This is a genomic window from Pseudomonas sp. 20-5, from assembly GCF_056782835.1.
Genome location: NZ_CM165584.1, coordinates 4,955,936 through 4,968,792 on the forward strand (window position 1 = coordinate 4,955,936; position 12,857 = coordinate 4,968,792).

The following is a 12,857-nucleotide window of genomic DNA, read 5'->3' on the forward strand; positions in this document are numbered from 1 at the left end:
CAGCCGGATCGACCGAAAGGTGAGCCGCGTCACCAGCCGACGCCGACCCCGATCAGGTAATGGCGGTCGGACTGGGTGCCCCCCTCGGTGCGCAACTGGTCCAGTTCATAGAGGAACGAAAGACGCGCCCAACTGTTCAGGCGATAGCGCAGGCCGTATTCGCTGTCGAGCAGGTAGTCGATCCGCTCGATGCCGGGAACCAGCACGGTTCCCTTGCTGTACAGCTCCAGCCGGGTGCCGGCGAGCAGCCGCTTGTAGTCCCACTCCAGCGAATAGGAGGTGAAATCCTCGCGCGGCTGATCGCGCCACTCCAGTTGCCAGCGACTGATCTCGGCGACCAGGTCGAAACGCCCGAGTTCGTCGTCCCAGAACTGGTAGCCGGGGCCGGTTCCCAGCGCGCTCTGGCGCTCCAGGTTGTCGATCGCATCGTGCTTCTGCGAATAGCTGCCGCGCCAGAACCAGTGTTCGTCGAAGAAGCGATCGAGGTCGTAGTCCAGCTCCCAGTTGTCCTCGACCTTGCGCCCGTCCTTCTTTTCCCGCTCCACTTCCCCCGCCAGCACGTGGCGCCAGGCACCGTGGCGAAGCCGGGTATCGCCCTTGAGCTTCCATTCGTCCTTGTCGCTGTCGTTGCGCTTGCTATCCAGCTTGACGTCGAGATTGCCCTCCCAGACCAGGTCCTCCACCAGCGGTCGCGGCGGCACCATCTGGCGAATACTGGCCAGCGGGACGGTATGGCTGCCGCCATCGACGATCCGCACCATGCCCTTGCCCGCCGCCTCCAGGGTTCGGCTACGCTGCCCGGATACGCCCTGCTGCTTGATCAGCAGGGGTTTGTCGGAACTGATGGTGTCGATATCCTTCCAATCGATCAGCACCTGGCCGGCATAACGGGTCTTCAGCGCCAGCTTGCCGCCGTCCATCAGCACGATCTCGCCGGACAGGCGGTCGCCGTTGTCCAGCCATACGGTGTCGGCCAGCGCGGGGCCGGCCAGGAGCATCACGACGATTGAACAGAGGGCTCTGAGCGACATGGGCGTTCACAAGGCGGACAGGAAAGGGAAAACCGATGAGCATGCATGGGCCGGCAGCGACCCGGCAAGTGCCCAGGCGCGCCGCGAGGCCCTGTACCTGGTGCTGGCGCAGGTGCCGCCGGGGCAGGTGGTCAGCTACGGGCAACTGGCCGAACTGGCCGGCCTAGGCCGCGCCGCCCGCTGGGTCGGCAGGACGCTCAGCCAATTGCCGGTGGATACCCGCCTGCCCTGGCATCGGGTTCTCGGCGCCGGCGGTCGCATCAGCCTGCCGGCGGACAGTCCCGGCGGTCGCGAACAACGCGCACGCTTGCGCGAGGAAGGCGTTCTCCTGCACAACGACAGGGTGGACATACGTCGGCATGGCTGGCTTACAGCGAAGTAGAGCGGTTAGAGTGCGCGTTATTTTTTGCGGAACGGTTACCCCATGACTCAGCAATCCTGGCGAGAGGCCCTGGTCGCCTACAAGTCTCCCGCCAGCCTGGCCCTCCTGCTGCTCGGCTTCGCCGCCGGCCTGCCGACCATGCTGGTGTTCAACACCCTGTCGGTGTGGCTGCGCGAAGCCGGCGTGGCGCGGGATACCATCGGTTTCGCCAGTTGGCTGGGGCTGGTGTACGCCTTCAAGTGGGTCTGGTCGCCGATGCTCGACCAGTGGCGCCTGCCCTTCGTCGGCCGTCTCGGCCGGCGCCGTTCCTGGCTGGTGTTCTCGCAGGTGCTGATCGCCCTGGGACTGCTCGGCATGGCCCTGTGCAATCCGCAGAGTCACCTGCCCTGGCTGATCGGCCTGGCCCTGCTGGTGGCGTTCGCCTCCGCCACCCAGGACATCGCGATCGACGCCTACCGCCTGGAAATCGCCGAGGATAGCCGCCAGGCCGCCCTCGCTGCCTGCTACATGACCGGCTACCGCGCGGCGATCCTGCTGGCCAGCGCCGGCGCGCTGATTCTCGCCGAATGGTTCGGCTCCACCAGCCTCAACTACAGCCAGTCGGCCTGGGGCCTGACCTATGCGTTGTTCGCCCTGCTGATCCTGCCTGGGCTGGTCACCAGCCTGCTGATCCGCGAGCCGGCGGTGGACGTGCCGATCCACGTCAACCCGTCGCGTTTCGACTTCAACCACCAACTGCTCTCGGTGCTCCTGCTGCTGATCCTGCTGATCTCGCTGCCGGCGATGATCACCGCCCTCCTCGACCGCGCCTGGCCGCGCGCCGGCCTCTACGCGCTGCTCATGGGGATCTGCCTGTCGCCGTGGGGACGCCAGCAGATCCGCCCGGTCCGCGAACTGCTCGCCACCGTGCGCAGGCCGCTGCTGGTGGCGGCGCGCGGCAAGGAAGTGCCGCTGTTCGATTTCGTCCACCAGGCGGTCTCGGTGATGGTGCTGATCATCCTCCTCGTCACCGTCACCGCCATGTGCCGCGCCTACTACTCCGGCGCCTGGCCGCGCGGCACGCTGTTCCTGCTGATCGCCGCGTCCTGCCTGTCGGCACCCGGACGCCTGCTGATGGCCCCGGTGCTGACGCCGATCACCGAGTTCGTCCAGCGCTATCGCTGGCAGGCCCTGCTGCTGCTCGGCCTGATCTCCACCTATCGCCTGTCGGACACGGTGATGGGGGTGATGGCCGGGGTCTTCTACATCGACATGGGCTTCTCCAAGGAAGTCATCGCCAGTGTCAGCAAGGTCTTCGGCGTACTCATGACCCTGATCGGCGCCGCCGCCGGCGGGGTGCTGATCGCCCGCTTCAGCATCCTCTCCATCCTGTTCATCGGCGGTGCCGCTTCGGCTGCCACCAACCTGCTGTTCGCCATGCTCGCCCAGCTCGGCCCGCTGCACGCCGAGGCCCTGCCCAGCCATGACGTGATCAGCCTGGTGATGGCGCTCGAGCCGCACGTGCTGATGCTGGTGATGACCATCACCCTCGACAACTTCAGCGGCGGCCTCGCCGCCTCGGCCTTCGTCGCCTACCTGTCGAGCCTGACCAACCTGAAGTTCTCCGCCACCCAGTACGCCATGCTCAGCTCGACCATGCTCCTGCTGCCGCGCTTCATCGGCGGCTACTCCGGAACCATGGTCGAGAGCCTCGGCTACGAGCACTTCTTCTACGTCACCGCGGTGATGGGCATTCCCACCCTGCTGCTGATCGGCTGGTTGTGGCTGCGCCGCGCGCCGTCCAGCGAGACGCCGGCGCCGGGACACCAGAACGCCGAGCAGCACTGAGGCGAGAATGAAAAAGGCCGGCATTCGCCGGCCTTTTTCGTGGATCGCACGGACCTCAGTCGGCCATCGCGCCCTGCACAACCTTGACCACCCGCTGCGGGAAGGGAATGCCGATACCTTCCTTGCCCAGCGCGTCGCGGGCCTTTTCGTTGAACATGAACATCACGTCCCAGTAGTCGGCGTTCTTCACCCAGACCCGCAGGGACAGGGTAATCGCGCTTTCGCCGAGATTGGAAACCACCGCCACCGGTGCCGGGTCCTTCAGAACCCGCGGATCGTCGGCCATGGCCAGAAGAATGTTCTGCGCATTCTTCAGATCGGCGTCGTAGTCGATGCCGACGTCGAAGATCACCTTGCGCAGCGGCTCGGCGGAGTAGTTGGTCACCGTTCCGTTGGACAGCGCCCCGTTGGGCACGATGATCCGCTTGTTGTCGCCGCTACGCAGCACGGTGTGGAAGATCAGGATCGAATCCACGGTGCCGGCCACGCCCTGTGCCTCGATCCAGTCGCCGACCTTGAACGGGCGGAACAGCAGGATCAGCACGCCGCCGGCGAAGTTAGCCAGGCTGCCCTGCAGGGCCAGGCCGATGGCCAGGCCGGCGGCGCCGATGGCGGCGACGAAACTGGTGGTCTGGATGCCGATCATGGAAGCCACGCTGACCACCAGCAGGATCTTCAGGACGATGCTCACCAGGCTGCCGACGAAGCCTTGCAGGGTGCGGTCGACGCTGCGCCTGGCGAGCAGGCCGCCGACCCGGCCGGTCAGGGTGTTGATCAGCCACCAGCCGATCGCCAGGGTCAGCAGCGCCAGGGCGACCTTGCCGCTGTACTCCAGCACGATCGGCAGCCAGGACTCGGTCTGCTGCACCAGTCGGTCGTAGTTCAATTCCATGCATTACCTCCATTTCTCGAAAAAACACCCCTCCCTTCCGCAACGGAAACGGGACGGGCTTGCAGATTCCTGCCCGGACGCCGTGGGGCGACGTTTCCGGGCCTGGATACGAATCGGCGCAGCACGGACGAACCGACGCTGCGCCGACAGGGGCGGACAACGCGGGAGAGGTCGCGGCGGCGCTACTCCCTATTGCGATGCCCGGGATGGCGAGAGGTTCCGAAAAACCTCGTCAATCGCGGAAGTTGGTGAACTGCAACGGCATGCCGAGCGATTCGCCGCGCAGCAGGGCGATGGCCTCCTGCAGATCGTCACGCTTCTTGCCGGTGACGCGCACCTGCTCGCCCTGGATGGCGGCCTGGACCTTGAGCTTGCGCTCCTTGATCAGACCAACGATCTTCTTCGCCAGGTCCTTGTCGATGCCCTCGCGGAAGTTGACGTCCTGCTTGACCACCTTGCCCGACGGGTAGGCATCCTTGATCTCCATGCACTGGCTGTCGACCTTGCGCTTGACCAGGTTGGAACGCAGGATGTCGAGCATCTGCTCGAGCATGAAATCGGCTTCGGCGGTGAGGGTCACCGACTTATCCTTGGCTTCGAAACTGCATTTGCCTTTCAGGTCGAAACGGCGATCCAGTTCCTTGATGGCGTTGTCCACGGCGTTGGTCAACTCGTGTTTGTCCAGTTCGGACACCACGTCGAACGAAGGCATGTCATCTCTCCAGATGGACGGCGCGACAGGGTTCACAGACGGAACCGCGCCTGGCTTGACGGTAAAAAATGCCCGCCCATTATAACCGAGCCCTCGCGAGCGAATGCCCGCCGGTGTGGCGGAGACCGACGATTTCTTCCCGATGGCGCGCGCGACCGCGGCCGGGACCCGGCCTCCCGCGACGAACCGGGCCCTTGCCGGCAGCGTACCGGCGCCCATCCTCTTCTCGAGTCCGTTCATGCCCAACCCCGATCTCAGCATCCTGGTCGTCGACGACGCCAAGTTTTCCAGCGCCATGATCGGCCGCGCCCTCAGCCAGGCCGGCTACCAGGACATCCGCTTCGCCAGCAGCGCCAGCGAGGCCCTGCAGCAGCTCGAACAACGCCCGGTCAGCGTGCTCCTGGCCGACTGGCTGATGCCGGAGATGGACGGCCTGGAACTGACCGCCCGGGTCCGCCAACTGGACGAAAGCATCAACCACTACACCTACATCGTCCTGCTCACCGGCAAGGAAGGCGAGAACGTCCTCGGCGAGGCCTTCGACCGCGGCGTCGACGACTTCGTCAGCAAGGCCGCGATGAACGAGCAACTGGTGCCGCGCATCTACGCAGCCGACCGCCTGTGCAACACCCTGCAACGGTTGCTGGTGGAAAACCGCCTGCTCACCGAAAACATCGCGCGGATGGAAGAACGCAACCTGGTGGATACCCTCACCGGCCTCGGCAATCCCCGCTACCTGCGACAGAAGCTGGCCGACAGCCTGCGCCAGGTGGAAACCCGCGGTGGAGCGTTGTGCTACCTGCTGGTCGGCATGCCCGAGGCACCGGTCCTGCGCCAGCGGCACGGCGAGGCCTTCCATCGCGAGCTGCTGCTCGGCGTGGCCAGGCGCCTACAACAGCTGGTCCGGCCGCTGGATGTGCTGGTGCGCCTGGACGAGCAGCATTTCGCCCTGATCACCCTGGTGGAGGACCTGCACGAATGCTCGTCGAGCAGCTTCAAGCGGCTGCACGACGGGCTCAACCTGAAGGCCTTCAAGACCAGCGAAGGCTTCATCAGCCTGAAAGCCGGCATCGCCATGCTCGGCCTCGACAGCGGGGCATTGCCGCTGGGCATCGACGAACTGCTGCAGCGCACCGAGGCCCTGTTGCCCGATGCCTATGCCAGCGGCAGGATCGCAACCTGCCGGCTACCGGCACTGCGCTAGACTTCGCCCTATCGTCAGCCATTCGCAGTAGCCACCATGACCTGGCATATCCTCGGCGCCGGTAGCCTCGGCAGCCTCTGGGCCGCGCGCCTCGGGCGCGCCGGCCTGCCCGTCCGCCTGATCCTGCGCGACCGCCAGCGCCTGCGCCGCTACCAACAGGCCGGCGGACTGAGCCTGGTGGAAGACGGCCAGGCCAGCCTCTACCCGATCGCCGCGGAAACCCCGGACGGCGGGCAACCCATCCAGCGCCTGCTGCTGGCCTGCAAGGCCTACGACGCGGAGGAAGCCGCCTCCAGCGTGGCCCATCGCCTGGCCGGCAACGCCGAACTGCTGTTGCTGCAGAACGGCCTGGGCAGCCAGCAGGCGGTCGCCGCCCGCCTGCCGCGCAGCCGCTGCCTGTTCGCCTCCAGCACCGAAGGCGCGTTCCGCGATGGCGATTTCCGCGTGGTCTTCGCCGGCCGGGGGCACACCTGGCTCGGCGATCCGCGCGACACAAGCGCCCCCGCCTGGCTGGCGCAGCTGTCCCAGGCCGGGATCCCGCACAGCTGGAGCGACGACATCCTCGAACGGCTGTGGCGCAAGCTGGCCCTGAACTGCGCGATCAACCCGCTGACCGTCCTCCACGATTGCCGCAACGGCGGCCTGCGGCAGCACCCGGAAGAGATCGCCGCGCTTTGCGACGAACTCGGCCAGTTGCTCCACGCCAGCGGCTACGACGCCGCCGCCAGGAGCCTGCTGGAGGATGTCCGGGCGGTGATCGACGCCACCGCGGCCAACTATTCCTCGATGCATCAGGACGTCACCCGCGGCCGGCGCACGGAAATCGGCTACCTGCTCGGCTACGCCTGCCAGCACGGGCAGCGCCTGGGACTACCGCTGCCGCGCCTGGGAACCTTGCTCGCCCGCCTCCAGGCCCATCTGCGCCAGCGCGGTTTGCCCGACCGCTAAAGCGCGTTACCCTGCCCGCCATTCCTTTTCGCCGCGGACCGCCAGAGCCCATGAACCTGCGCCAGCGCCTCGACAACCTGCCCGTAGGGCAGAAACTGCTCGCCGCCCTGCTGATCCTGCTGGCTACCGTGCTGCTGGTGGCCAACCTGGCGTTCATCAGCGCCGCCTACTGGATTTCCCAGGAGAGCGTCGCCCCCCAGGCGATGCAGACCATCGGCCGGCTGATCGCCAACCCGGCGCTCAGCCAGCCGGCACTCAGTTCGCCGCAGACCGCCGAGGTCCTGCTGCGCCAGCTCAACGATTACCAGCCGTTGCGCGCCGCGGCCCTGTACGACAGCAATGGGCTGATGCTGGCCGACCTGCAACGCGGCGACACCCTCAAGCTGCCGGCCCGCCTGGACCGCCTGGAGCACTGGAGGCGCGGCGAGTACCGCCTTAACGCGCTGATCGAACTGCCCCAGGAAAACGCCCGCCCCGGCTACCTGCTGCTGGTGGCCAGCGGTGAACTGCCGAGCGCGTTCTACACCGGAACCCTCACCGCCAGCCTGGCGATCCTCGGCGTCAGCGTGCTGCTCTGGCTGCTGGTGGCGCAGCAGATACGCCGCCTGATCACCCGGCCGATCCGCGATCTCGAGGAACTGTCGCGGCAGGTCACCCGCGAGGAGAACTACGCCCTCCGCGCCCAGCGCGGCAACGGCGACGAGATCGGCCGCCTGGCCGACGCGTTCAACACCATGCTGACCCGCATCGAGGCCCGCGAGCAGCAGCTCAAGCGCGCCCGCGACGATGCCCAGGAAGCGGTCGAGCAGGCCCAGAGCCTGGCCGAGGAAACCCGCCGCTCGAACCGCAAGCTGGAACTGGAAGTGCAGGTGCGCAGCAAGATCGAGAAGAAGCTCACCGGTTTCCAGCACTACCTCAACAGCATCATCGACTCCATGCCTTCGGCGCTGATCGCGGTGGACGAGCAACTCTACGTCACGCAGTGGAACCAGGAGGCCAGCCAGCTTTCCGGCACCAGCCTGGACGATGCGGTCAACCAGCCGGTGTTCCTCGCCTTTCCCTCGCTCAAGCCGTTCCTTCCGCAGCTCACCCGGGCTGCCGAGAAGCACAGCGTGGAGCGTGTCGAACGGGTCACCTGGGCGCTGATCGACACGCCACGCCACTACGCCCTGACCTTCTACCCGCTGATGGGCGGCACCGGCCGCGGCGCGGTGATCCGCATCGACGACATCACCCAGCGGCTGAGCCTGGAAGAAGTGATGGTGCAATCGGAGAAGATGCTCTCGGTCGGCAGCCTCGCCGCCGGCATGGCCCACGAGATCAACAACCCGCTCGGCGCGATCCTGCACAACGTGCAGAACATCAAGCGGCGCCTGTCCCCGGAGCTGGCGAAGAACGTCGAGCTGGCGGCCGAGGTCGGAGTGCCGCTGGAAGACATCAATCACTACCTCGACGGCCGCGACATCCCGCGCCTGCTGGAAGGCATCCAGCACGCCGGCTCGCGGGCAGCGAAGATCGTCACCCACATGCTCGCCTTCAGCCGCCGCAGCCACCGGCAGATGACCGCTTGCGAACTGCCCGCACTGCTCGAACAGGCGGTGGAAATCGCCGGTAACGACTTCGACCTGGCCGAAGGCTTCGACTTCAAGTCGTTGCAGATCGTCCACGAGTTCGACCCCAACCTCGGCCCGGTGCCGGTGATCGCCAACGAGGTCGAGCAGGTCCTGCTCAACCTGCTGAAGAACGCCGCCCAGGCCATCCACCAGCGCGACGACGAAGAGGAAGGCGAACAGGGCCGGATCGTCCTGCGCACGCGCCTGACGCCGCCCTGGGCGGAAGTCCAGGTGGAAGACAACGGCAGCGGCATGCCCGAACTGGTGCGCAAGCGTATCTTCGAGCCGTTCTTCACCACCAAGGAAGTCGGCCAGGGCACCGGTCTCGGCCTGTCCGTCTCGTATTTCATCATCACCAACAATCACAAGGGCCAGATGGAAGTACGCTCGGAACTGGGCCGCGGCACCTGCTTCAGCATCCGCCTGCCGCTGGAAAGCTCCGAAGCGGTCGCCCCGGCACAAGCCAAGGCCCTGCCGCCCGCTCTGCCGCAACCCGGTAGCAGCCTGCGGCGGGGCGACGAAGAGGAAGGTTGAATCCATGGGCAATCGATTGTCGAAGATCTACACCCGTACCGGCGACCGCGGCGAGACCAGCCTGGCCGGCGGACGCCGGGTGCCCAAGAGCCATCCACGCATCGAGGCGATCGGCGCGGTGGACGAATTGAACAGCCAGTTGGGCCTGCTCCTTGCCGAGCTGCTGGAAGCGCGTGGCGCACATCCCGGCCTGGAGGAGATCGTCCAGGCGCTGGCGCCGGTGCAACACCGCCTGTTCGACCTCGGCGGGGAGCTGGCGATGCCGGAGTATCGGGCCCTGGACGAGACGGAAGTGGCACGCCTGGAAAGCTGCATCGACCGCTGGAACGACGAGCTGGGCCCGCTGAAGAATTTCATCCTCCCCGGCGGTTCCCGCCCGGTCGCCCAGGCCCATGTCTGCCGCAGCCTGGCGCGCAGTGCCGAACGGCGCTGCCAGGCGCTGGACCAGGAGGAAACGCTGGAGGGCGTCGGCCTGTGCTACCTGAACCGGCTCTCCGACCTGCTGTTCGTCGCCGCCCGCGCCATCGCCCGGCGCCAGGGCGTGGCGGAGATTCTCTGGGAGGCGGCGGCAAAACCGGACTGACGGCGAGCGAGGGCTCGGCATCGAGACGAAAAAAAGGAGGCCGAAGCCTCCTTTTTTCTTCATTCCACCGTCAAAGGCCGCCCGGCCAGAACGCACGGATACCCGCCACGCCCTGGGCTCCATGCTCCCAAGCCTGCTCGGCTTGCTGCGGACCGAGGCCACCCAGCAGGTAGACCGGCTGGTTGAAGCCGGCGATCAGTTCGGCGGCCTTGTCCCAACCCAGCGCCGGCTCGCCGGGATGGCTCTCGGTCGGCTGTACCGGCGAAAGGGTGACGAACTCCACTCCCATCGAGGCAGCCAGGGTCAGTTCCTCCGCGTCGTGGCAGGAGGCGGCCAGCAGGCGCCCTTCGGGGAACGGCCGACCGGCGCTGGCGTATTTGCGCAGTTGAGCGGAGGTCAGGTGCCAACCGGCAGCCGGGAAGTCGCCCAGCCACTCCAGCGGGCCTTTCAGCATCAGTTGCGCCTTGCCGGCGCAGAGTCCCTGGATATCGATGGCGAGATCGCGGTATTCGGGACTGAACATGTTCGGCGCGCGCAACTGGATCAGGCGGATGCCCGCCTCCACCGCCTTGCGTACGCCGCTGATCAGCTCGCCCGGCTCCAATCCGTCCGGGGTGATCAGGTAGTGCGCCGGCAGGCGCGCGGCCTGGACGATCGGCGCGTTGGCGGCGGGGAACTCGTAGTCGGCCAGCTCGCGCGGCTCCACCCAGGCCAGCGGTTGGCCCTCGGCGCCGTGGGCTTCGCCGGAAAACCCGTCGACCTCCCAGACATCGAGCAGGACGTGCTTGTCGGCATAGTCGTGCCGGACCTGGATCAGCGGCCGGGCCCGCTCGACACGGATGCCCAGTTCCTCTTCCAGCTCACGGGCCAACGCCGCGCGCACCGGCTCGCCGTCCTCCACCTTGCCCCCGGGAAACTCCCACAGGCCGCCCTGGTGCTTGTCTTCCGGCCGCCGGGCGATCAGCACCCGGCCATCGGAGCCACGAATCACGGCCGCGGCGACATGTACTCGTTTCACGGATCATCTCCTCGCTACTGCCGTCACGCACCGCAAGCGGCGGACGGCCATCAACTACCGGCCTGCTCGCGCAATGCCGCGTCGTACCAGGCGCGGAACGCAGGCCACTGATAAATCGTCTCGACATAGGTCCGGGCGATATCCGGCAACTCCACCGCATAACTGCGGAAACGCGCCGCCACCGGTGCGTAGAACGCATCCGCCAGGCTGGCGTGGCCGAACAGGAACGGACCGTCCTGGCCGAAGCGCCGCCGGCAATCCGCCCAGGCTTCGCAGATACGTTGAATATCCTGTCGTGTCGCCTCGGACAATTCCACCAATGGCTGCTGGCGCCGCAGGTCCATCGGCAGCTCGCCGCGCAACGCGGCGAAACCGCTGTGCATTTCCGCGCAAACCGAACGGGCCAGCACCCGCGCCGCCTCGCCGCGCGGCCACAGGTGGGCCTCGGGGAAGCGCTCGGCGAGGTACTCGGCGATGGCCAGGGAATCCCAGATGTCGCCATCCTCGCTTTTCAGCAAGGGCACCTTGCCGGTCGGCGAATATTGCAGGATCCGCTCCCGGGTATCGGGCCGCCCCAGCGGGACGAGGATCTCGTCGAACGCCGCCCCGCTCATGCGCAGGGCCAGCCAGCCCCGCAGCGACCAGGACGAGTCATTGCGATTGCCAATCACGATGGTCAGGGCCATGCGCCTCTCCTCTTCGGCCGCCCGACGCGGACGGCCATGCACCAGAGAACTTAAGAGGCGCACGGACCGATGGCAAATTCCCGATTTTCATCCATCGATGAAGGATCGGAATGCCTGGCTTCAGGTGCGGTACTCTGCGTTGATCTTCACGTATTCGTGGGACAGGTCGGTGGTCCAGATGGTCTCGCTGCAGGTGCCGCGTCCCAGTTCGATGCGGATGCCGATCTCGGCCTGGGCCATCACCGCCGCGCCCTGTTCCTCGGTGTAACTGGCCGCCCGGCCGCCACGGCTGGCGATACAGACGTCGCCAAGGAACACGTCGATCTTGCTCACGTCCAGATTGGCCACGCCGGCACGTCCGACCGCGGCGAGAATGCGTCCCCAGTTCGGGTCGGAGGCGAACAGCGCGGTCTTGATCAGCGGCGAGTGGGCCACGGCATAGCCGACATCCAGGCACTCCTGGTGGGTGGCGCCGCCGTTGACCTGAACAGTGACGAACTTGGTCGCGCCCTCGCCGTCGCGAACGATGGCCTGGGCCAGCTCCATGGAAACCTCCAGTACCGCTTGCTTCAACGCGGCGAACAGCGCGCCGCTGGCCTGGGTGACTTCCGGCAGCGCCGCGCGACCGGTGGCGATCAGCATGCAGCAGTCGTTGGTGGAGGTATCGCCGTCGATGGTGATGCGGTTGAAGGACTTGTTGGCGGCGTCGCGCAACAGATCCTGCAGCACGCCCTGGGCGACCTTGGCGTCGGTGGCGATATAACCGAGCATGGTCGCCATGTTCGGCTTGATCATCCCGGCGCCCTTGCTGATCCCGGTGACGGTCACGGTCACGCCATCGTGCACGAACTGGCGGCTGGCGCCCTTGGGCAGGGTATCGGTGGTCATGATCCCCGCGGCAGCTTCGGCCCAGTGGTCCTCGGCCAGGTCGGCCAGGGCCGCAGGCAACGCCGCCTCGATCTTGGCCACCGGCAGGGGCTCGCCGATCACCCCGGTGGAATATGGCAGCACCGAAGTCTCGGCGACCCCGGCCAGTTCGGCGAGCTTGGCGCAGGTTTGCGCGGCGGCGGCGAGGCCGGCCTCGCCGGTACCGGCGTTGGCGTTGCCGGTATTGGTCAGCAGGTAGCGCACCTCACCGAGGAAACGCTGTTTGGCCAGGGTCACCGGCGCGGCACAGAACGCGTTCAGGGTGAACACCCCGGCCACGCTGGAGCCTTCGGCGCAGCGCATGACCACCACGTCTTTGCGCCCCGGTCGCTTGATGCCGGCGGAAGCGATGCCGAGTTCGAAACCGGGGACCGGGTGCAGGGTGGACAGGGGGCCAAGACCGACAGCCATGGGAACGCGCTCCTTTACCAAACAGTGGACTCGATGCCGTCCGCGACGGCGTGACGGAAAACGCATCGGCGCCGGGCTGGCGCCAATTC

12 protein-coding genes are annotated in these 12,857 nt (G+C 66.8%); 6 read left to right on the forward strand and 6 right to left on the reverse strand.

The features are described from left to right. Nucleotides 1-29 precede the first annotated feature (29 nt). A complete protein-coding gene (locus AC1RB9_RS22860; RefSeq protein WP_003120893.1) occupies nt 30-1,031 on the reverse strand; it encodes a DUF481 domain-containing protein in 1,002 nt (333 codons plus the stop codon). On the opposite strand from AC1RB9_RS22860, the gene AC1RB9_RS22865 reads away from it, so the two are divergent. Together AC1RB9_RS22865 and ampG are read left to right on the forward strand one after the other, a co-directional pair. Continuing rightward, nucleotides 1,030-1,413, forward strand: a complete 384-nt coding sequence (locus tag AC1RB9_RS22865) for an MGMT family protein (protein ID WP_003112757.1) — start codon at nt 1,030-1,032, stop codon at nt 1,411-1,413. The genes AC1RB9_RS22860 and AC1RB9_RS22865 overlap by 2 nt on opposite strands. A 42-nt stretch (nt 1,414-1,455) precedes the next feature. Continuing rightward, nucleotides 1,456-3,240, forward strand: a complete 1,785-nt coding sequence (gene ampG, locus AC1RB9_RS22870; RefSeq protein WP_003094076.1) for an MFS transporter AmpG — start codon at nt 1,456-1,458, stop codon at nt 3,238-3,240. Between the two features lie 55 nt (nt 3,241-3,295). Here the strand turns inward: ampG and AC1RB9_RS22875 are convergent, their stop codons facing one another. Together AC1RB9_RS22875 and AC1RB9_RS22880 are read right to left on the reverse strand one after the other, a co-directional pair. Further along, nucleotides 3,296-4,132 carry a mechanosensitive ion channel family protein gene (locus AC1RB9_RS22875; RefSeq protein ID WP_003094078.1) on the reverse strand — a complete coding sequence of 279 codons (837 nt, stop codon included), beginning with the start codon at nt 4,130-4,132 and terminating at the stop codon, nt 3,296-3,298. Between the two features lie 232 nt (nt 4,133-4,364). Further along, nucleotides 4,365-4,844 carry a YajQ family cyclic di-GMP-binding protein gene (locus AC1RB9_RS22880; protein ID WP_003106526.1) on the reverse strand — a complete coding sequence of 160 codons (480 nt, stop codon included), beginning with the start codon at nt 4,842-4,844 and terminating at the stop codon, nt 4,365-4,367. Nucleotides 4,845-4,947: 103 nt separating this feature from the next. Between AC1RB9_RS22880 and AC1RB9_RS22885 the strand changes: the two genes are divergently transcribed. Genes AC1RB9_RS22885 through AC1RB9_RS22900 form a run of 4 tightly spaced genes read left to right on the forward strand, consistent with a single transcriptional unit; the run spans nt 4,948 to nt 9,726 of the window. Then, a complete protein-coding gene (locus AC1RB9_RS22885) occupies nt 4,948-6,048 on the forward strand; it encodes a GGDEF domain-containing response regulator (protein ID WP_003106524.1) in 1,101 nt (366 codons plus the stop codon). A gap of 36 nt (nt 6,049-6,084) precedes the next feature. Next, nucleotides 6,085-6,996, forward strand: coding sequence for a putative 2-dehydropantoate 2-reductase (locus AC1RB9_RS22890; protein WP_003110160.1), 912 nt, complete (start codon nt 6,085-6,087; stop codon nt 6,994-6,996). Nucleotides 6,997-7,046: 50 nt separating this feature from the next. After that, nucleotides 7,047-9,143 (forward strand): sensor histidine kinase, encoded by a 2,097-nt coding sequence (locus tag AC1RB9_RS22895; protein WP_003106517.1) that lies wholly within the window; start codon nt 7,047-7,049, stop codon nt 9,141-9,143. A gap of 4 nt (nt 9,144-9,147) precedes the next feature. After that, nucleotides 9,148-9,726 carry a cob(I)yrinic acid a,c-diamide adenosyltransferase gene (locus AC1RB9_RS22900; protein WP_003455478.1) on the forward strand — a complete coding sequence of 193 codons (579 nt, stop codon included), beginning with the start codon at nt 9,148-9,150 and terminating at the stop codon, nt 9,724-9,726. A 70-nt stretch (nt 9,727-9,796) separates the two neighbouring features. On the opposite strand, the gene AC1RB9_RS22905 is transcribed toward AC1RB9_RS22900, so the two are convergent. The 3 genes from AC1RB9_RS22905 to argJ form a co-directional block, all read right to left on the reverse strand. Beyond that, nucleotides 9,797-10,744, reverse strand: a complete 948-nt coding sequence (locus AC1RB9_RS22905; RefSeq protein ID WP_003455480.1) for a Nudix family hydrolase — start codon at nt 10,742-10,744, stop codon at nt 9,797-9,799. Nucleotides 10,745-10,794: 50 nt separating this feature from the next. Further along, nucleotides 10,795-11,430: a glutathione S-transferase family protein gene (locus tag AC1RB9_RS22910; RefSeq protein ID WP_003094092.1), complete on the reverse strand. Its 636-nt coding sequence runs from the start codon at nt 11,428-11,430 to the stop codon at nt 10,795-10,797. Between the two features lie 120 nt (nt 11,431-11,550). Continuing rightward, nucleotides 11,551-12,768: a bifunctional glutamate N-acetyltransferase/amino-acid acetyltransferase ArgJ gene (gene argJ, locus AC1RB9_RS22915; protein ID WP_003116204.1), complete on the reverse strand. Its 1,218-nt coding sequence runs from the start codon at nt 12,766-12,768 to the stop codon at nt 11,551-11,553. Nucleotides 12,769-12,857: the final 89 nt, after the last annotated feature.